A 19,579-nucleotide genomic window follows, 5' to 3' on the forward strand; every position below is an offset into this window, starting at 1 on the left:
TTTTAGTGTTAAAGATTCTACGGTTATCTTCTATTCCTATTAAATTAATTTATCTAAATCAGCTGTTTTGCGGATATAAAAAAGCAGGTTGCTGAGTTTTCAGTAACCTGCTTTTTTGGTTGAGATATTTTAACGATTATAAAATGAAATCGGTGTTGATGAAGTTAGAAGCGCCAGTGCGGAGGAGGTTCTCTACTATCCTGTCGTTGTAGTCGTTGTTTTGGAACGATACAAAGGTGCGGATAGAGAACGAGCGTAAGGCATCGTGTACGCTTAGGGTACCCACAGCAGAGTCTTTTCTGCCGGTGAAAGGGAACACATCGGGACCTCGCTGACATAAGCTGTTGAGGTTCACACGGCAGAGCATATTCACCAACATATCGATGAGAGGAGAGAGCTCGTGTGGGTCTTCACCAAACAGACTGATTTGCTGTCCGTATTTAGAATCGGAAATCTCATCTATAATCTCGTTGATATTGGAGAACGGTTTTACTGGAATAAGGGGACCAAACTGCTCTTCGTTATATACTCGCATTTCCTTGGTAACGGGATAAAGTACCGCAGGGAAAATGAAGTTATCAGTGCGCTGACCACCTTTTTTATTCTGAATAGTAGCACCTTTGGCAAGAGCATCGTCTATGAGTTCTTGTAAGAAAGCAGGTTTATCGACCTCGGGTAAGGGAGTGAGAGCTACTTTTTCGTCCCACGGATTACCGAACTTCAACGCATCGACCTTTTCGGCAAAACGCTTGAGAAACTCATCTTTTATCTTGGCGTGTACGTAGAGGATTTTTAGTGCTGTACAACGCTGTCCGTTGAAAGACAAAGCTCCTTTCACGCATTCGTTTACTGCTAAATCAAGATTGGCGTCAGGAAGTATTACTCCAGGGTTTTTAGCTTCCAAGCCAAAGACAAGGCGCAAGCGGTTTTTCTTAGGGTGCTGGTCTTGCAGTGCAATAGCTGTCTTGCTGTTGCCTATAAGAGCCAATACATCTACCTTGCCACTCTCCATAATGGGTGGTGCAACGGTGCGACCGCGTCCGTAAAGAATATTAATCACCCCACGAGGGAAGGAGTTTTGGAAGGCTTCCAATAGAGGCGTGAAGAGTAATACCCCGTGTTTAGCGGGCTTAAAAATCACTGTATTGCCCATAATAAGTGCAGGGATAATCAGTGCAAAGGTTTCATTCAGTGGGTAGTTATAAGGGCCTAAACAGAGTACAACCCCTAAGGGGCCACGACGAATGAGGGCATAGACTCCATCGCGTTGTACGAATTTAGATGACTCGTTATCGAGTTCTTTATAAGCATTGATAGTGTCGTAGATGTACTCTACGGTACGGTCAAATTCCTTACGCGAGTCGTCTAGGTTTTTGCCGATTTCCCACATCATCAGTTTTACGACCTCATCGCGTTGCTTTTCCATTTGTTTTACAAATTTGAGCATTGCGGAGATGCGGTCTTTTACTTTCATTGTAGGCCATAAACCTTTACCTTTGTTATAAGCCTCGGTAGCCGAATGAAGGGCTTCTAAAGCATCAGCTTTGCCTAACGAAGGCACGCTACCCAAGAGGGTATGCTCATACTTTTCAGTAGAAGAAATAGTGGAGTAGATATTGGTGAACTCACCTTTCCACTCACGGAGTTCGCCATCGATAAGGTAAGTGTCTTGGCGAAAGGGTTTTACTTGAAATTGTTCTGGTATATTCATAATTTTTTAATTAGCAAATTAGTAAATTAGCAAATGAGTAGGGTATGTACATTTGCTAATTATCACATTAACAAATTAGCAAATTGTCATACTCTTCCTTTGAGGGCGTTGAATACCCAAGCAATAGCAAAAAAGCCGATGCCTACTGCTCCGAATCCAAAGCCTGCTACTTCGTTGTATTTAAAGGCTCCTAAAGCGATAAGCCCTAAGCCTACTACTATCATTATGAGGGTTGCCCACCCTAATACAGCATTTTTATTCATTATTATGATTACAAGTATCGGTTATCAGTAGGCAAAAGTAGAAAATAATTAGCAAATGAACAAATTTTTGAATTAATGGTCAATGATTAATGGTTAGTGGTTAATGGTTAGTGGTTAATGGTTAATGGTTAGTGGTTAATGGTTAGTGGTTAATGGTTAGTGGTTAATGGTTAGTGGTTAATGGTTAGTGGTTAATGGTTAGTGGTTAATGGTTAGTGGTTAATGGTTAGTGGTTAATGGTTAGTGGTTAATGGTGGAATTGGCAGAGGATTGTACAAAGCTTATAGGATAATTGAATAATGGGTGGGTCTACAGTGAGTCTACAATGGGTCTACAGTGGGTCTACAGTGGGTCTACAGTGGGTCTACAGTGGGTCTACAGTGGGTCTACAGTGGGTCTACAGTGGGTCTACAGTGGGTCTACAGTGGGTCTACAGTGGGTCTACAGTGGGTCTACAGTGGGTCTACAGTGGGTCTACAGTGGGTCTACAGTGGGTCTACAGTGGGTCTACAGTGGGTCTACAGTGGGTCTACAGTCAGTGGGTCTACAGTGGGTCTACAGTGGGTCTACAGTGGGTCTACAGTGGGTCTACAGTGGGTCTATAATGGATAAAAGACAGTGTGAGTTACACGGACAGATATAGAAAAGACAAAGGTAACCTCCCCCTTACACATACCCAGCTTTTGCGGTACACATACCCAGCTATCGCTGGCTACCTCCAAAGGGGGAATTGTAGCGATGCAAAGACGAAGAATAGACGAAGAATAGACGAAGAATAGACGAAGAATAGACGAAGAATAGACGAAGAATAGACGAAGAATAGACGAAGAATAGACGAAGAATAGACGAAGAATAGACGAAGAATAGACGAAGAAAAAGTGAAGTTAAGTTAAAGGTAAGGTGGAGATAAAAAGAGGGTTATTGTTAGTTTTTGACTTTGTAAAAGGTTGTAGTACGAAAAGCAATTAGAAACTTTGGTAAGGTGTATGGTCGGGAAAAGAGGAGAAGAATAGTGGTTTGCGATTTTGAAAGGGAGTGATGAAATGACGCTGAGATGAAGGGGAGAAGATTTTAACATTTGTTTTAAGAAAATATTAAGAGTGAGTATTGATTTAGAAAAAAAGACTTTAATTTAATGTGTGAACTATTTTGGTTATAATAATTAAATAGATTTAAAAAATAACCATATAAAATGAGTTTCTCTTTAATAAAATAAATATAAAGAAGATTATTTTTTAATCTTTGGAGATTTTTGAAGGAGAAAAATATAAAATTAGTACTTTTGATTCTGTTTGATTATCAATAATATATATTTTTGAAATAAAGAAAAAGAGAAAAAAAAGGAAAAAAGTAAAGCAAAAAATTTGCACTATGTTAAAATATTCCTAATTTTGCGCCCAAATTAATTTATTCAATAAAGTAATGAAAGTAAAAATATCAATGCTAATGTTCGTTTTTGCATTGTTTAGCGGTGCGCTAATGGCACAAACGAAAGTAACTGGTACAGTTACAGGCAGTGATGGTATGCCACTGCCAAGTGTAAGTGTTGTGATTAAAGGTACAACACGTGGTGTTTCAACTGACTTTGACGGGAAGTATGAACTACAAGCAGCTGCCAATGAAACTATTGAGTACAGCTTCTTGGGGTATAGTACTCTGCAAAGAAAGGTTACGAAAGCGAGCGGTACTCTTACTTTAGATGTGGTGTTACAAGAAGAAGCACAACAACTTGGTGAAGTAGTGGTAACCGCTTTGGGTATCAAACGCCAAGAGAAAGCCTTGAGTTATAACGTACAACAAGTGAAGTCGGAAGAACTTACCAAAGTGAAAGACGTGAACGTGGTAAATAGCCTCAACGGTAAAGTAGCGGGGGTGAATATCCAACGTAGTTCTTCTGGGGTAGGAGGTTCTACCAAAGTGGTAATGCGTGGTCTCAAATCATTGGACGGTAATAACGGTGTACTTTATGTAATTGATGGGGTGCCACTCTTCAATAAACAAAGTGATGGTGGTGGTAATAACTTCGGTCGTCCAGGTGGAGGAGAAGGTATTTCAGATATCAACCCTGAGGATATCGAAAGTATCAACGTACTTACAGGTCCTTCGGCAGCAGCTTTGTACGGTAGTGAAGCTGCCAACGGGGTAATCCTTATCAACACTAAAAAAGGTAAAGAAGGTAAAACTGAAGTAAACCTATCTAGCAGTGTAGAGTTGATGACTCCTATATTATTACCTGAATTCCAAAATACTTATGGTAGCAATGGTGATAAAAGCTGGGGAGCTAAATTAGCAACACCTTCTACTTTCGAACCTCGTAAATTCTTCAATACAGGTACAAACTTTATGAACTCTCTTACCTTCTCTACAGGGAACGCTCAAAACCAAACTTTTGTATCGGCTGCACAAACCAATGCCGAAGGTCTCATTCCTAACAATGCTTACTATCGTTACAACGTAGGGGTGCGCAATACCGCTAATTTTGCTAAAGATAAATTGCACTTAGATGTAAGTGGTAACTTTATCCGCCAAGGTAGCCGTAATATGATGGCGGGAGGTGGTTATTTCAACCCTTTAGTAGGTTTGTATTTAATGCCACGCAGTATGGATTATCGCGATGTACAAGCTTATGAACGCTACAACCCTTCAAGAGGTATTTATGAAAGATATCAACCTTATTCTGATAGAGTTGACAGCTACTTCTCCGAAAACCCTTATTGGGTAGCGAATCGAGAACTCTTCTTGAACAACAAGAAACGCTATATGATGTCGGCTTCTTTGAAATACGATATCCTCGATTGGTTGAACGTTACAGGGCGTGTGCGTTTAGATAACGACTACGGTACTGCTGAAGAAAAACTATATGCCAGCACTACCAACTTCTTAATCGGTTGGAAAACTGAATGGGGGCCTAACAACAACGGTTCTTATGCTAATACCCAAACTAAAGATGAGCAAACTTATGCCGATATAATGTTTAACGTCAATAAAAACTTTGGCGAAAAATTCTCTTTAACAGCTAACGTTGGTTCAAGTTATAACGACCGTTATAGCACAGGTCTTTCGGCAAGAGGCGTGTTGTTCCGTTTGCCTAACCTCTTCTCAACAACTAACTTCGACCCTCAACGAGGAGGCTCAGGTCAGAGCTATTCTCGCGCTAAAAACGTAGCGGTATTCGCAAGTGCTGAACTTGGCTATAAAGGTATGTTATACCTCTCAGCTACAGGTCGTAACGACTGGTCTTCACAACTCGTAAACTCTGCCGAACCTTCCTTCTTCTATCCTTCTGTAGGGCTTTCAGCTGTGATTTCTCAAATGGCAAAATTACCTGAATTTATCAACTATTTGAAAGTACGCGGTTCATATACTGAGGTAGGTTCTCCTATCAGCAAAACAGGTATTACTCCAGGTACTATTACTCACGAACTTACTGCTGACGGCTTGAAAACTAATAAGGTATATCCTTATCCAGAATTTAAAGCTGAACGCACTACTTCTTGGGAAGCTGGTTTAAATACCAAATTGTTCGGTAATAGCTTGTCGGTAGATTTGACTTTGTACAAATCTAACACTTATAATCAATTCTTTGAACAACAATTGTCTGCTTCTTCTATCTACTCTTCTTTCTATTTGCAAGCAGGTAACGTTGAAAACCGCGGTATTGAGTTGTCAGTAAATTACAATAAAGAATTCCTTAACAAAGAACTCAACTGGAATTCTACTCTTACCTATTCACGCAACGTAAACGAAATAAAAGAATTAGTTCGCGGTTACCGCAATCCTTTCACAGGTGAATTATTCGATATTACCGAAGTGCGCAAAGGTAGCACTGTATTGCGCGAAGGAGGTAGTATGTCCGATGTTGTAGTAAGAGGTGTATTGCTCCGCGATGTAAACGGTGATCTTATCGAAGAAGCTTCTCAATACAAATTTGATAAAACTCAAGAAGTAAAATTAGGTCGTTCTACCCCCGATTTCCAAATGGGATGGCGCAACACCCTTTCTTATAAAGGTATCGATTTGAGCTTCTTGTTCAACGGTAGCTTTGGAGGTATCGTTTTAGCAGGTACACAACCTATGCTCGATGCTTATGGAGTATCAAAAGCTTCTGCCGATGCTCGTGATAACGATGGAGTAGTAGTGAACGGTAAAAAATACGACGCTCAAAAATACTACAATACCATTAAAGACCTTCCTGGTTATTACTCTTACGACGCTACTAACGTACGCCTCCAAGAAGTATCTCTCAACTATACTATAGATGGTAAACACTTCTGGGATAAAGTGAAAAGCGTAACGATTGGTGCCATTGGTACTAACCTTTGGATGATTTACAACAAAGCTCCTTTCGACCCTCAACTTACTTATGGTGTAGGTACCTATGCTACTACTGAGTTCTTTATGACTCCAAGTGCAGCTACTTACGGTGCGAGCTTGAAAATTAAATTCTAATTCAAAAACGACAAAACAATGAAAATATTCAATAAAAATATAGCAGTTGTAGCATTATCAGGTATATTACTCGGCGCTTGTACTAAAGATTTTGCCGATGTAAATACTAATAAAACACAACCTACCGATGAGGATATTAATCGTGGTGGCTATGCTTCTGGTGGATATTTCACCGAGCTGGTACAACGCCCGATCCCTACAGGAGTAGGTGTTGACCCTGCTAACGACTATCAAGTAGTACAAAATATGAGTACTGATAACTGGGTAGGTTACTTCTCTCCAGGGCGTAATCACTGGGATAATGGCAATAACCAAACTAGTTACTATGTGTCCGACTTCCGTGCCAATGGTACTTTCTCTACACTTATTACAAAGGTGATGAACCCTTATTTTGAGATTAAAAACCGCTTGCACAATGTCCAAACTGTAAATGGTAAATTGGTGTATACCCCTAAAGATTTGACAAGCCAAGCTGCTTATTCTTTAGCACAAATCGTAAAAATAATGGCTATGCATCGCGCTACCGACCTCTTTGGTCCTATCCCTTATAGCGATATGGAACCTGGTAAAATCAAAGCTAAATACGATAGCCAAGAAAAAGTTTACAAATCTTTCTTAAAAGAATTAGACGATGCAGTAACCATACTCAATCAATATGGAGCTAACAACAAAGTGTTAGAAAACTTCGACCCTGTGTACCAAGGTGATACTGCTAAATGGATACGCTTAGCTAATTCATTGATGTTGCGCTTAGCAATGCGTGTACGCTTTGCCGACCAAGCGCTCGCTCAACAATATGTAATCAAAGCTACTACGAATCCTGGTGGACTTATTGAAGACGATTCTCAAGCAGGTAAGTTAGTAACCTCTAGTAAATATATTTTCGACCATTCCTTGGTAACTATGTTAGGTTATGGTGAGCTTAAAATGGGGGCGACTATCTATTCTTACCTAAAAGGATATGACGACCCTCGTATGGCTAAATACTTTACCAAAGCAACTGCCGATACTCAAACCTCCGATTTCTACGCTGTACGCTCTGGTATCGACCCTACCACCGATGTAGCTGTTTACAAAAACTTCTCAGTACCTACTGTAGTGCAAACTACTCCTACCTATTGGTTGCGCGCTTCCGAAGTGCAATTCTTACTCGCCGAAGCTGCTTTAATAGGATGGTATACTAACGATACTGCCGAAAATTTATACAAAAAAGGTATTGAAGTATCTTTCGCCGAAAATGGTTTAACTGCTGCTCAAGCGCAAAGCTATTACAATAGTAGTGCTCAACCCGCTAACTATGCCGACCCTAAAAACTCTGTTTACAACATCAGTGCAGCGAGTACTATCGATAAAAAATGGCTCACCAGCGGTAGTACTGAAGACCATTTAGAGCAAATTATCACTCAAAAATACCTCGCTAACTATCCTAATGGTTTCGAGTCTTGGAGTGAATGGCGTCGTACGGGCTACCCTCGTATGTTTACAGCCGCTTTAAACAGAACCAATGTAGGAGTGCAAAATATCCCTGCTTCTGGTAAAGATTTCGGTATGCGTCGTTTCCCATTCCCTGAAAATGAATTTAAACAAAACAGAGAAAACGTTACAGCTGCTCAAAGCCTCTTAGGTGGTACTGATAACGCTGCTACTAACGTATGGTGGGACAAAAAAACTAAATAAATTTAAAAGTAAAATACGATGAAAAAATTTGTATACACACTATTAGCCCTTACTATCGGACTTACAAGCTGTAGTAAGTGGACAGAAACAGAGTCGAATGCCGAAGATTTTGAAAGAGCGGCATTAGAGGACTTAAAGAACAAAAGAGACGCTGCTAAATGGCTCGCTGAAGCTGAACGTACTGAAGAGAACAAAAAAGCTCTTGAAGCCTATTGGGCTCAGCTCCGCGAGTACAAACAAAAAGCGTGGCTCAATACGGGTGAAGCAGGCGGACAGGTGCCTATGGTATATTTTTGGTTTGATGGACCTACTTGGCAACCTGTAAAAGGTATAGCACGTGGCTGGTTACAAGCTGTACCCGACTCGATAGTAGCGCTTTCTATTTGGGGAGGTACTAATATGCGCCCCGAAACTCTAACCGCTAATCACAAAAAAGATATTGAGGTTTTCCACAAAAAGGGAGGCTCTATCTTAATGTGCTGGCAAACTCCAAGTGTAGGTTTAGGCTTACCCGCTACCAAAGAAGGAGTGTCAGGTAGTCAAGACTTTCATAACAAATATCCTTATGCTGAATGCTATAACCAATGGCCTGAAATCTATGCTCGTGAATTAGCACGCTATATCATCGCTATGGATTTTGATGGTTATGACGTAGACTGGGAAACTTGTGGGAACCATAATCAAAATCTTACAGGAGAAGAACAGAAAAAACAGACTCCATTAATGGTAGATTGGGGTAATGAGAATAGTAATATAGCTAAATTTGTAAAAGAAATGGCTAAATACTTTGGTCCTATAGGGGCAGATCATGCTGTAAAAACTCAAGCAGAACGCGAAGCTAATCTTAAAGCGTTATTTACCGCTTCTACTTCAGGATTCCACCCTAAAGAAGCTGAATATATTAATAGTTTCAAATCTTATTTGCCAGCTAACTATCTTACCAAACGTTACTATTTCTGTGCCGATGTGCCCTGTCACGTAGCAGCAATTTTCCATAATCACTTTACTACTTATTTTGATAAACACTTTTTACAAGACTATAATGTTAATGGGGTAGGAAATCATATTGAACATTTAGGAGGTGTTTACTACAACTCTACCTCAGCTAATTATCAAGCAGGTAAATTTAATGTAATGATAGGAAAAGGGGAAGCTGTAAAAAATAAAGAAATATGGGGTTTAGGAGCATACCACGGACAAAGTGATTACGCTGTTACTAATGAAAGTGACCCTCACTTCAAAAAATATCTCCAAGATAATAATATTACTCGCAAGTATTTGCACTACGCTTGGACTCGTGAAGCGATCCGCATCGCTAATCCTCGCCCTGATTACTCAGGCTATAAAGAAATGGAACCTACAATCATTCTTCCTTAAAAAATTATTACAATGAAAAATACAATCATAAAATTAGCGAGTGCATCCCTCTTCTTGGGGCTCACCGCTTGCCAAGAAAAGTTAGATAACGACAATAGTAACAGTCTCGGAAACCTTTCAGCGGTGTATATGAACGACAACAATGTCAATGTGAGCTTTGCCAAGTCTACTGAATCAGGTAGCACTAAGTTTGAAATCCGTATGTCTAACCTCAGAGAGCGCAATGAAACCATCACCATTGCTGCTACCGATTTTTTCCCTGAATACAACGAGAAAAACACCACTAATTACAAAATGTTACCTGTCTCTGAATACGAATTGTATGAAGAAGGTAATACTACCAATAAATCTACTAATGGTAGTTTGAATATCACTCTAAAAGCTGGACAAACAGCTGTACAAGTGGGAGTGAAAGTACGCCCTTTAAATGATGATACCTTCCCTTTAGGCATAAAATACGCTATCCCATTGCGTATCGTCTCTGCTTCTTTGCCTATTCTTTCTAATAAAGATGTGGTAATAAGCCTTAGTCGTCCGTTCAAAACTTCAGTAGCCAAAATTAAACAAGGCTATGGTTTAGGAGTGAAAGTAGCCGACAATATTCAAGGAAATGATGAATTTACCGTACAAGGAATGTTCTTGTTTGAAGAATTTCACTCCTATAATAATACCAATGTAAATATGTCACTTTTCCAAGGCGAAATGTTACCTTATACCCGTATAGATGCTGGTAAAATACAGGTGAAAAACGGTGGTGGAGATAGCCCCGACGATTGGGCAGAATCTAAAGATATTGCTGTAGGAAAATGGGTACAAATTACCTTCACCTATAAAGACTCTTTCCTTAAATTGTATATCAATGGTAAACTTATTAAAACTTATCAACGCCCTAGCTTAAAAGTATCTCCTGGTATGCGTATCAATATCGAAAATACCCAAACCTCTTATTCTGCGAATCGTTATTTCCGCGAGTTTAGATTGTGGAACAGAGTTCTTACCGATGCTGAGATTGTAGATGGTTTATACTTACCTGTTGATCCAACTAGTAAAGGTTTGGTAGCCTACTTGCCTATCACCAAAAAAGACGGTTTTAAAGATATGAGCAAGTACAATAATACCACTATCTATAGAAAAGGTACTTCTTCCTATAATACAGGAGAACAAGATGGTGATTCGTATGTAAAAGATATTGATGAAGCTACCTTTACTCCTACGATAGAATGGAAAGAGAATGTAAAATTCCCATCTGAAATCTTAGATACAGAAGATTAGTAATAACAATGAGGCTATACTGTAAAGAAATAGCCTCTAAAAAATAAACACAATGAAAAAAATAATATTCAATAGTTTAACAGTCGCTTTCTGTTTTTCACTATTAGTATCTTGTGAAAAAGACGAGATTACTGTCGAAAAAAACGATAGCACTACTTGGGAAATTGATAAAAAAATAGAAGACAACGATATTCGTACCCAATTAGGGTATGACCCTCGTCTTAACTATATTTATCTCAGACCCACTGTTGCCGATCTGCCAATGCTCTCTTTTGGTAATGTAACTATTAATAGAAACTATACCAAAGAAGTAGAAGTAAGACTGCTTGACAAACCTTATGATAAGGATGTTCAAGTATCATTTGCTTACGATGCATCAGCTTACGACAAAGTAAAAGCTAATTATTTAGGCTTTGAATTAGGTGATGCTAACCTTGTTCAGTTGAGCGAAGCTACCAAAACCCTTAACAAAGGTGAAACTTCTGTTACTTTCACGCTTACTATTAGCAATAACTCTAATTTTAACAAAAAAGTTATTTTGCCTTATGCTTTAAAAGTAACCGATAGCGGTCTTACACTTCCTAAAGGAAAAGATGTATTTGTACTAAAAGTCTTCCCTGAAGAAATAAAAATCACTGCTGAATCTAAAGTTGTTTCCAAACTTTTAGGCTACTACAATGGTAGTGTTTATATAGGAAATAGTGATAAGGAAGTCGCTTTCACTATAAAGAGTAGCTATGAACTCCCAGCAGGACTTAAAGTAGCCTTAGTGCGCGATGATAGAGCTGTGCTAAGTGGTAGAACCCTTGCACCTGCAGGAGTTGAAGGAACACTCCCCGAAGATGATTTCGATGCGTTAAGCAAAAAACTTACTTTCAATCTAAATGAAGATTCTTTTACTAATAAGGGAGAATACGCATTACCCCTCAAATATGTAGTAAAAGATGCTTCGGGTAATGAACAAGAATTGAGTAATAACAAACTCTTCGTGAATTTCGACATTAAAGAGTTAGTCTCATCAAATGATAATGTAGAAGTGGGCACTCAACCATCAGGTAAAATAATAGATAGAAAAGGTATTATCGCTTCTTATTATGGAGACATATATTACTCTCCAAGATTTCTATTAGATGGAGATGAAAATACCTATTCTTATGTGAGAGATGGCGCTTATTATTACTTTACTTTTCCTAAAGTAAGACTTATAAAATCAGTAGTATTGAAACCTATATCAGGGAACCAAGTGAAAAATATATCAGCGTATGCTGGTATGACACAAGGAAGTGAGCAATATCAAGGAACTATAACTTATAACGGTAGTGGTGATATTGTAATAACCTTTAAAAAAGCTATTCCTCTTATACGTCTATCAGTAGGAAACTTTGTTAATGATGAAAACGCTTCCTCTTATTGGATGGGCTTCTCTGAAATTAATTTCTACGAAGAGTAGTAAAAATTAAATAAAATACTATTTTATTTTTAATAGAGTAGTATCTTTTATAAAAAGGAATGTTTACACAAACATTCCTTTTTTGTTTATCTATTTTCCTCTAATTCCAATAAAAAAGTGTATTCTTTTGCAGTTTCTTTTAGGGCTTCAAAACGTCCTGAGGCACCGCCGTGACCAGCTTCCATATTGGTGTCTAAATATAGCGGATGGTCGTCGGTTTTGAGTTTGCGCAGTTTGGCTACCCATTTGGCGGGCTCCCAGTACTGTACTTGTGAGTCGTGCAAACCGGTACTCACGTACATTGCTGGATAGGCTTGGGCTCGCACTTGGTCGTAAGGCGAATAGGAGAGCATATAATTGTAATATTCCTCGTTATTAGGATTTCCCCACTCGTCGTATTCGCCCGTAGTGAGCGGAATACTCTCGTCGAGCATTGTGGTTACCACATCAACAAAAGGTACAGAGGCGATAATGCCCTTATACAATTGCGGTGCCATATTCACCACAGCACCCATTAGCAAACCTCCAGCCGAGCCACCTTCAGCAAATAGATGTTCGGGAGAGGTGTAGCCTTCGGCGATGAGATACTGAGAACAAGCAATAAAATCTGTAAATGTGTTTTTCTTTTTGAGGAGTTTGCCATCTTCATACCATTGGCGACCTAAATACTCTCCTCCGCGGATATGTGCAATAGCATAGATAAAACCGCGGTCTAACAAGCTCAAACGAGTGGTAGAAAAATAAGGATTGATGGTTACTCCGTACGAGCCATAACCGTACAGTAACAAAGGATTTTGCCCATTTTTCACTATGTCTTTGCAGTAGACGAGCGAAATGGGAACTTTTACTCCGTCGGGGGCAGTTGCCCAAAGGCGTTCTTCTATATAATTATCTTTGTTGAAGTTTCCGCCTAATACTTCTTGTTCTTTTAGTAGGCGCTCTTCGCCAGTGCGCATATTATATTCTATAATAGAGGCAGGAGTTGCCAATGATTGGTAGTTATAGCGGAGCCATTCGGTGTTGAAATCTATATTTTGGGTAGTATAGGCGGTATAAGTTTCGCTATCAAAGGGGAGATAATGTACTTTTGAGCCGTCCCACGAACGTATTTGTATGCGTTCTAAGCCGTTGTACACTTCTTCGACTACTAAGAAATCTTTGAAAATCTCGATATCGTTGAGGCGTACTTCGGGACGATGGGCAATTACCTCTTCCCAATGCTCGGAAGTTGTAGCACTTTCGGGGGTACGCATCAGTTTGAAGTTGGTCGCACCATCTTTATTGGTGAGAATATAAAAATGCTCCTCATAATGAGCTATATCGTACTCCAAGCCTCGTGTGCGGGGTTGGAATACTTTGAAAGTCTCGTGAGGGGTATTGGCATTTAAGATTTGATATTCGGATGTAAGGGTACTTTCGCTGCCTATTACAAGGTATTTGCGAGACTTCTCGCGGTAGACGAATACATCAAAAGTATCGTCTTTTTCGTGGAAAATCAGTACATCGTCTTTGGGGTCAGTACCTAAAATATGGCGGTATACTTTGAAAGAACGCAGGGTTTGCTGGTTGTTCTTCACGTAGAAAATGGTACGACTATCGGCTGCCCAAATTGCTTGTCCGTTGGTATTTTTTATTTTATAAGGCAGTATTTCACCTGTGCTGAGGTTCTTGATTTGCAGGGTATATTGCCGGCGAGATACAGTATCTACCCCAAAAACCGCCCACTGATTGTCGTCGCTTATGGCAAAGCTATCGAGGTGAAAGTAGGCTTTGCCTTTAGCCATCGCATTACAATCGAAAAGCACTTCTTCGGAAGCTTCGAGCGTTTCTTTGTAGCGCACATAAATAGGGTAATCCTTACCTTCTTCATAACGAGTTTGATACCAGTAGCCGTTGTAGCAATAAGGCACAGAACTATCGTTCTCTTTGATGCGGCTTTTCATTTCGGCAAAGAGCGTTTCTTGCAAAGGTTTGGTGTGTGCTGTTTGCGCCTGATAGTAGGCGTTTTCGGCTTTTAAATAAGCAATAACCTCAGGGTTTTCGCGCTCGCGTAGCCAATAGTAATTATCGGTGCGCTTGTTGCCAAATTCGTGGAATATATGGGGGAGTCGTTTAGCTTTAGGAGGGGTTGTCATATTATTTAATGTTGTTTATCTAAAAAGTTTTGAAGGATAATGGTAGCACTAATTTCATCTATCAGCGCTTTGTTCTGGCGTTGTTTCTTTTTTAGTCCGCTATCAATCATTGTTTGGAAAGCAAGTTTGGAGGTGAAGCGCTCGTCTTGACGGTGGATAGGTATCTCCGGAAACTCCTGTTGTAACTTACTGATAAACTTTTGTATCTCAGCCTCTACGCTGGAATCCTCGTTGTTGAGTCGTTTAGGTTGCCCAATCACAAAGGCTTCTACGGCTTCCTCGGCAGTGTATTGTTTTAGGAAAGCCAGTAGGGTAGGGGTTTCTACTGTGCAAAGCCCCGAAGCGATGATTTGCAGAGGGTCGGTTACAGCAATACCTGTGCGTTTGGTTCCGTAGTCTATAGCTAAGAGTCGCATAATTATTCTTCCTCTATGATTTCCTTAAATGTTTCCCAAGTAGATGAAGAAATAACAGGCTTGTAGTTAGTTCGCTGTTTACCGATATTTTGTAGCAAATACTCTTTCCTATCCTTTGGAAAAGGGTGAGTGCTTATCCATTTAAATGCCGAAGGCGGAGTATTCTCATCATCTATGACTCCTATAAACTCAGCAAAAGGTTTAGGGTCTATCTTCGCATTTTGTATATAGGTAAGTCCCACAAGGTCGGCTTCTTTTTCCATATTTCGGTTAAAAGCACTCGAAGATACGATTCTGCCTACTTCTGTAATCATCGAAAGGTCTGACCGCCCCGAAATAATAGCAAACAAAGTGCCTATCCCTAATTCTCTTACAAGCGACTGCATTACGTGATCTTTTTCAATATGCGCCAGCTCGTGCCCAATCACCCCACAAAGGGCTTCTGGGCTTGAGGTCTTTTTTACAAGTCCTGTATAAATCATCAGCTGGTGATTAGGCAAAGCAAAAGCATTTACCTCTTCACTATCTAATAAGTACACTTTCAACTCCTTCCGGTCGATGTTATTAGCATCACATATTTTGGTCACCATACTGTCGATAGTCGCTACCGCAAGGCTATCGTCTACTACTGAGTTTCTGCTCGTGAAGTCCTCAAACATCATTTCACCCAGCTTCACCTCTATTTTCTTCACATATTCATTCCTTATCAGCGGGTTAATCTTAAAAATACCCAACCAGTTTACTTGTTGCAGTAAAAACCAACCGCCAAAGAAAATACACAGTAAAATAGTGCCTCTTGATATTACTTTATTCATTATTTTTTCACTATTAAATCTACAATATCACCGTAAAACCACCACGATAAATGTTCGCCCTTGCGTATCTTTATGGCAGAATAAAACGTGCCTATAATTTCATAGATATTAAAGATAAAGGCAATAATCAGCCAAGCAATATAAGCATTAGTTACTAAATTGCTCCCCAATACTATTGATACAGTCCACCAGAAAGTAGTGGTGTTTACAAAAAATAAGAAGAGTTGTGAAACGAAGGCTTGATAACAATGCCAACGCACAAAAAAAGAGCCTTTGCGATGTGCCACCAGAAAGAATATGGTAGCCAGTAGATTGATGATAGGCAAAGGCATTCCCGCCATAATAGCCACTATCGACATTATATAGCTATTGGCAGCGCGCTCCTTGTCACCATCGCTGATGCGTTCGTTTAATTGTTTAGATTCTATCATAAACCTTTATAAATATTCCAAATCCAGTTCAGTACTATGAGAATAAAAAAGGGAATATACACGTAAGGGCGTTTAAAGAATTGTTCAAACTTTATGTAAGCTCCCTGCAAAGTAGTTTTCTTTCTGCATAAATCATAAAGTAACCACAACGGAGTAATGATAAGTAATACCGATGCCAATACCCCAAGCGGATTAGTCAGTAACGCCTCTCCCCAGTGCCCTTCAAAAAAAGCCTCAACCGACCGCGTGGTACCACACGACGGACAGGGGTACCCCGTAACATTCTTTATTGCGCAAACAGTAACCCCTATGTCCTGCCCGTGAAAAACATAGTGGCTAAGTAGCCACCCCCAACAGGCAAGACATAGGAGTGTGATGAAAGTATAGAACCTTTTAGTCGTCAATTAGTAACTAAGTGCTGAAGCTAATAATTCCGCATTTTTGTCTCTTGTAGCGTCCATAATTAGGAACCAGTCCACAATCGTCCAAATACCCAAACCACCACAAGTAAGCAATTTACCAACTCCCATACCTACATCGCCTATGTAGAAACGGTCAATACCCAAATGTCCTGCAAAAATAGAAATGAGGAGAGAAGTAGTAGGGTCTTTAAATTGTATCGTTTGTAGCATTACCCATTTTGATTCGTCCAAAGAAAGAAGCTTTTCACGAATTTGAGGAACGATTTCAGGTCTGAAAAATTTACCATTAGTTACGATAAACATATCCACTTTTTGTGCATCCATAGTGTGTAAAATTATGATATTAAAATTATGGTGCAATATTACAGCATTTTTTTGATATTGCCTAATATTTTAACAAAAAAAGTTATACTTCTGATTCAAAATCATAAATAGTGTCTTTAACAAGGTATTTTCCCACAAAATTGCCACACTCGGTTTTTACATTTCCCTTATCTTACCATCACCTTGCCTTCGTCTCTCACCCCTCGTCATTAGTCATTTGTTCCCTTTTCCGTCACTATATTCCCCTTTTTCCATCATACTCCCTCCTAATGCCTATGGCCTAAGGCCTAGTGCCTTTTCCTTTTCTTTCGCCTCGAAACCCCGTTTTCACCATTTTTTACATCGCTGTATTATACTATGAGTCAATTACTTATACACCCTTCCTATACCAATCGTCCAAGATTCGTATAAGCTTCCTATAAGCTCTCTATAAGCTAACCCCACCCATCTCATAGCCTTTTCTCATCAAAAATCCTCCCAACTCACTTTTTATATTTTTCGTTTTCCTCCGATAACTCAGATCAGTCCGATTTGTTCGACAAGTCAGACCTCTCAAAAAACTATTTTTATCACTACTCATTTTCTCATTTTCTAATTTCCAAATTTTCTAATTTTCTACCCGCCATACGGCTCCCACTTATTTTATCAACCGAATCGCTAATACAGCCTCTATGGTTGTGAAATAAAGAGAGGGCAATAAGATGAAGAGCATTTCGTATAAAGGAGAAGGACTTACAGTTTTTACCAGCGGAAGTGAGAGAATTACTACGGCTACAAAACGCAATACAAAGCCCGCCATAAAAGCAAAAGCAGTGTGCTGTTTGCGTCTTTTGTTTACAATGAAGATAATACTAAATAAGAAGAAAGATAAACCACAATGGAAGATGAGCAAGGTTTTTAGCGAATAGTACAAACTAATACCCTCTGTGTTTACGCAATAATCATACACCCAAAAGAGTCCTACCCCTCCGGCAATAAGCAATAATAAATATTTTACAAACAGGAGTATGTTACTCTTCATCGCTCATCTGTTGGGCTTTCTTAATTACTGAATACATAGCTCCAAATACCCCAAAAAGCGAACATACCACTGTCCATAGAGAGTACTCATTAGGAAATTTACCATCTAACCAAACACCAAAAAAGCTACAAATGGCTATGGTAATAGCCATTTGTAGCCCTATTTGTGAAAAGGTAATCCACTTATTTAGGTGGTTGTTTTTCGGCTGTAAGTGGTGCTTGTGGTTTTTCATTGATGGTAAAGCTGTTTTTGCCTCCTTTCATAGAGCAAGAAACGTTAAATACCGCTCCTGGTTCTATAGAAAGCTTATCTACGTACACTTCGCCTTCTACAACTGCGGTAGATTTTAAACTTAAAATACTACTCACTTTGAGGGTACCTGTTATTTTACCTTCAATATCGGCGTTTTCGCAAATCACAGTGCCTTTTATTACACCGGTTCTGCCTACTACTAATTTACCTGAAGTTTGGAAAGTTCCTTCCACTTCACCATCAATTCTAAAATCAGATTTTGAATTGATTTCTCCTTTGAATTTTGTTTCAGTAACAATACGGTTGCTACTTCCTGTGGGATTTTCTGCTGCCATAATAATCTTTTTATTATCTCTCTCTTTATTAAATATAGCCATTTGTATTTCTATTTAAAATACAGCCCCAAAAGTACAATAAATATTTTAAAACTGCAATTTTTTTAATAATTCTTTTTTTATTATTTTTCTTAATAAATTGTTTCTTAATAGTTTAAGCTAATTAGTATATAAGAAAAAACTCTGGTAAAATTCAAGAATTACCAGAGTTTATTTGTTTTATATTTGTTCTTTAATTAAGTGTGTAGGTAGTCCCATTACGTTGTTATAAGAGCCTTCAATAGCGGTAACTCCTATATGTCCTATCCACTCTTGTATACCGTAAGCTCCTGCTTTGTCAAATGGCTGATAGTGACTGATGTAATAGGTTATTTCGTCATCGGAAAGCTCTTTAAAGGTTACTTTCGTAATACAGTGTTCCGTTATTTGCTTTTCATTAGTAGTAAAACATATAGAGGTAATTACCTCGTGAGTCTTCCCCGAGAGCGAACGCAACATTGCAAAGGCTTCGGTAGCGTCTTTGGGTTTACCAAGGGCTTTACCTTTGTGCCACACAATAGTATCAGAGGTGAGAAGCACACAATCCGTAGGTATTTCACCCGCAAAGGGCGTAGCTTTCAGCTGGGCGAGATAGTCGGTGATTTGCTCTCGCTTTAAGTGTTTAGGGTAGGTTTCGTCTATGGGTCTAAGGACTACCTCATAAGGGATATCTAATTCTTTCAGGAACTGCTGACGGCGCGGTGAGCCTGAGGCTAATATAATCTTTTTCAAATGTGAGCCACACGGGCAATTTTAATGTATAGTCTATCAGAATTGGTTTGCAAATTTTGTATCGTACACTTTACCAAAGTTTCAGACTTTGGCAAAGTTGATACACTGATAATCAATCGATTTTTTTAGTATATTGTAGAAGCGATTTGCAAATCGTCCTCTAAGAACAAGCCTATTTATTCGCAATCTATTTTTGTTTGACTATAATAATTATCTAAACTTTATTCGAAATTATCTGCAGTTTTGCGAATACGTTCTGCCAAATCATATAAAGCCCCTCTAAAAAGATCTTTTTCTGTTTCGGTGAAGCCGTTATTAGTATCGTCTATTTTGTCGTATATCCAAGAAGCAGATTTACCAAAATACTTACGTGCTATTTTAGCCCAAGAAATATCAAGAGCGATGTCTTGTATTTGTTGTTTAGTAGCCATCTTTTTATTAATTACTATTTCCATATT

Annotated in this window: 19 protein-coding genes; 6 read left to right on the forward strand and 13 right to left on the reverse strand. The window is 39.1% G+C overall.

The annotated features are described in order from the left end of the window. Nucleotides 1-136: 136 nt before the first annotated feature. Nucleotides 137-1,711 (reverse strand): NADP-dependent glyceraldehyde-3-phosphate dehydrogenase, encoded by a 1,575-nt coding sequence (locus AM608_RS10555; RefSeq protein WP_048748099.1) that lies wholly within the window; start codon nt 1,709-1,711, stop codon nt 137-139. A gap of 86 nt (nt 1,712-1,797) precedes the next feature. Further along, entirely contained in the window at nt 1,798-1,974 is a 177-nt protein-coding gene (locus tag AM608_RS12290; RefSeq protein WP_002675432.1) for a CAL67264 family membrane protein, read from the reverse strand. A gap of 299 nt (nt 1,975-2,273) precedes the next feature. Here AM608_RS12290 and AM608_RS10560 point away from each other — a divergent pair, with 299 nt between their 5' ends. From AM608_RS10560 to AM608_RS10585, 6 genes are all read left to right on the forward strand, one after another. Continuing rightward, nucleotides 2,274-2,579 carry a hypothetical protein gene (locus tag AM608_RS10560; RefSeq protein WP_053581715.1) on the forward strand — a complete coding sequence of 102 codons (306 nt, stop codon included), beginning with the start codon at nt 2,274-2,276 and terminating at the stop codon, nt 2,577-2,579. 817 nt (nt 2,580-3,396) lie between these two features. Next, nucleotides 3,397-6,423 carry a SusC/RagA family TonB-linked outer membrane protein gene (locus AM608_RS10565; protein ID WP_053581716.1) on the forward strand — a complete coding sequence of 1,009 codons (3,027 nt, stop codon included), beginning with the start codon at nt 3,397-3,399 and terminating at the stop codon, nt 6,421-6,423. Nucleotides 6,424-6,441: 18 nt separating this feature from the next. Next, entirely contained in the window at nt 6,442-8,100 is a 1,659-nt protein-coding gene (locus AM608_RS10570) for a SusD/RagB family nutrient-binding outer membrane lipoprotein (RefSeq protein ID WP_053581717.1), read from the forward strand. Between the two features lie 18 nt (nt 8,101-8,118). Beyond that, nucleotides 8,119-9,477: a hypothetical protein gene (locus AM608_RS10575; RefSeq protein WP_053581718.1), complete on the forward strand. Its 1,359-nt coding sequence runs from the start codon at nt 8,119-8,121 to the stop codon at nt 9,475-9,477. 12 nt (nt 9,478-9,489) lie between these two features. Further along, a complete protein-coding gene (locus tag AM608_RS10580) occupies nt 9,490-10,749 on the forward strand; it encodes a DUF1735 and LamG domain-containing protein (RefSeq protein ID WP_053581719.1) in 1,260 nt (419 codons plus the stop codon). Between the two features lie 52 nt (nt 10,750-10,801). Continuing rightward, the gene (locus tag AM608_RS10585; RefSeq protein ID WP_053581720.1) at nt 10,802-12,199 is read left to right on the forward strand and encodes a DUF1735 domain-containing protein; all 1,398 of its coding nucleotides are present in this window, start codon (nt 10,802-10,804) and stop codon (nt 12,197-12,199) included. An 86-nt stretch (nt 12,200-12,285) separates the two neighbouring features. Here the strand turns inward: AM608_RS10585 and AM608_RS10590 are convergent, their stop codons facing one another. The 11 genes from AM608_RS10590 to AM608_RS10640 form a co-directional block, all read right to left on the reverse strand. After that, nucleotides 12,286-14,334, reverse strand: coding sequence for a S9 family peptidase (locus tag AM608_RS10590; RefSeq protein WP_053581721.1), 2,049 nt, complete (start codon nt 14,332-14,334; stop codon nt 12,286-12,288). A 5-nt stretch (nt 14,335-14,339) separates the two neighbouring features. Beyond that, nucleotides 14,340-14,750, reverse strand: coding sequence for a Holliday junction resolvase RuvX (gene ruvX, locus AM608_RS10595; RefSeq protein ID WP_053581722.1), 411 nt, complete (start codon nt 14,748-14,750; stop codon nt 14,340-14,342). Between the two features lie 2 nt (nt 14,751-14,752). After that, a complete protein-coding gene (locus tag AM608_RS10600; protein WP_053581723.1) occupies nt 14,753-15,565 on the reverse strand; it encodes a M48 family metallopeptidase in 813 nt (270 codons plus the stop codon). Next, nucleotides 15,565-15,996, reverse strand: a complete 432-nt coding sequence (locus tag AM608_RS10605) for a hypothetical protein (RefSeq protein WP_053581724.1) — start codon at nt 15,994-15,996, stop codon at nt 15,565-15,567. The genes AM608_RS10600 and AM608_RS10605 overlap by 1 nt, the downstream gene beginning before the upstream one ends. Continuing rightward, nucleotides 15,993-16,400: a DUF2752 domain-containing protein gene (locus AM608_RS10610; protein ID WP_053581725.1), complete on the reverse strand. Its 408-nt coding sequence runs from the start codon at nt 16,398-16,400 to the stop codon at nt 15,993-15,995. The genes AM608_RS10605 and AM608_RS10610 overlap by 4 nt, the downstream gene beginning before the upstream one ends. Continuing rightward, entirely contained in the window at nt 16,401-16,742 is a 342-nt protein-coding gene (locus tag AM608_RS10615) for a TM2 domain-containing protein (protein WP_009417595.1), read from the reverse strand. 637 nt (nt 16,743-17,379) lie between these two features. After that, on the reverse strand, nt 17,380-17,763 hold the full coding sequence (locus AM608_RS10620) for a hypothetical protein (RefSeq protein ID WP_053581726.1): 384 nt from the start codon (nt 17,761-17,763) through the stop codon (nt 17,380-17,382). Continuing rightward, nucleotides 17,753-17,995: an AtpZ/AtpI family protein gene (locus AM608_RS10625; RefSeq protein WP_082315870.1), complete on the reverse strand. Its 243-nt coding sequence runs from the start codon at nt 17,993-17,995 to the stop codon at nt 17,753-17,755. Before AM608_RS10625 ends, AM608_RS10620 begins: the two co-directional genes overlap by 11 nt. After that, on the reverse strand, nt 17,946-18,392 hold the full coding sequence (locus tag AM608_RS10630) for a polymer-forming cytoskeletal protein (RefSeq protein ID WP_002675467.1): 447 nt from the start codon (nt 18,390-18,392) through the stop codon (nt 17,946-17,948). Before AM608_RS10630 ends, AM608_RS10625 begins: the two co-directional genes overlap by 50 nt. 177 nt (nt 18,393-18,569) lie before the next feature. After that, a complete protein-coding gene (locus AM608_RS10635; protein ID WP_053581727.1) occupies nt 18,570-19,121 on the reverse strand; it encodes a Maf-like protein in 552 nt (183 codons plus the stop codon). A 221-nt stretch (nt 19,122-19,342) separates the two neighbouring features. After that, entirely contained in the window at nt 19,343-19,576 is a 234-nt protein-coding gene (locus AM608_RS10640; protein WP_009420625.1) for a DUF5053 domain-containing protein, read from the reverse strand. Between the last annotated feature and the right edge of the window lie 3 nt (nt 19,577-19,579).

The organism is Capnocytophaga sp. oral taxon 323 (genome assembly GCF_001278825.1).
In the GTDB taxonomy this organism is placed as follows: Bacteria; Bacteroidota; Bacteroidia; order Flavobacteriales; family Flavobacteriaceae; genus Capnocytophaga; species Capnocytophaga ochracea.

Bases quoted from the DNA above. Each gene is read 5' to 3' on its own strand.
- AM608_RS10555 (WP_048748099.1), bottom strand. From the start codon at position 1,711: ATGAATATACCAGAACAATTTCAAGTAAAACCCTTTCGCCAAGACACT.
- AM608_RS12290 (WP_002675432.1), bottom strand. From the start codon at position 1,974: ATGAATAAAAATGCTGTATTAGGGTGGGCAACCCTCATAATGATAGTA.
- AM608_RS10560 (WP_053581715.1), top strand. From the start codon at position 2,274: ATGGGTGGGTCTACAGTGAGTCTACAATGGGTCTACAGTGGGTCTACA.
- AM608_RS10565 (WP_053581716.1), top strand. From the start codon at position 3,397: ATGAAAGTAAAAATATCAATGCTAATGTTCGTTTTTGCATTGTTTAGC.
- AM608_RS10570 (WP_053581717.1), top strand. From the start codon at position 6,442: ATGAAAATATTCAATAAAAATATAGCAGTTGTAGCATTATCAGGTATA.
- AM608_RS10575 (WP_053581718.1), top strand. From the start codon at position 8,119: ATGAAAAAATTTGTATACACACTATTAGCCCTTACTATCGGACTTACA.
- AM608_RS10580 (WP_053581719.1), top strand. From the start codon at position 9,490: ATGAAAAATACAATCATAAAATTAGCGAGTGCATCCCTCTTCTTGGGG.
- AM608_RS10585 (WP_053581720.1), top strand. From the start codon at position 10,802: ATGAAAAAAATAATATTCAATAGTTTAACAGTCGCTTTCTGTTTTTCA.
- AM608_RS10590 (WP_053581721.1), bottom strand. From the start codon at position 14,334: ATGACAACCCCTCCTAAAGCTAAACGACTCCCCCATATATTCCACGAA.
- ruvX (WP_053581722.1), bottom strand. From the start codon at position 14,750: ATGCGACTCTTAGCTATAGACTACGGAACCAAACGCACAGGTATTGCT.
- AM608_RS10600 (WP_053581723.1), bottom strand. From the start codon at position 15,565: ATGAATAAAGTAATATCAAGAGGCACTATTTTACTGTGTATTTTCTTT.
- AM608_RS10605 (WP_053581724.1), bottom strand. From the start codon at position 15,996: ATGATAGAATCTAAACAATTAAACGAACGCATCAGCGATGGTGACAAG.
- AM608_RS10615 (WP_009417595.1), bottom strand. From the start codon at position 16,742: ATGGATGCACAAAAAGTGGATATGTTTATCGTAACTAATGGTAAATTT.
- AM608_RS10620 (WP_053581726.1), bottom strand. From the start codon at position 17,763: ATGAAGAGTAACATACTCCTGTTTGTAAAATATTTATTATTGCTTATT.
- AM608_RS10625 (WP_082315870.1), bottom strand. From the start codon at position 17,995: ATGAAAAACCACAAGCACCACTTACAGCCGAAAAACAACCACCTAAAT.
- AM608_RS10630 (WP_002675467.1), bottom strand. From the start codon at position 18,392: ATGGCTATATTTAATAAAGAGAGAGATAATAAAAAGATTATTATGGCA.
- AM608_RS10640 (WP_009420625.1), bottom strand. From the start codon at position 19,576: ATGGAAATAGTAATTAATAAAAAGATGGCTACTAAACAACAAATACAA.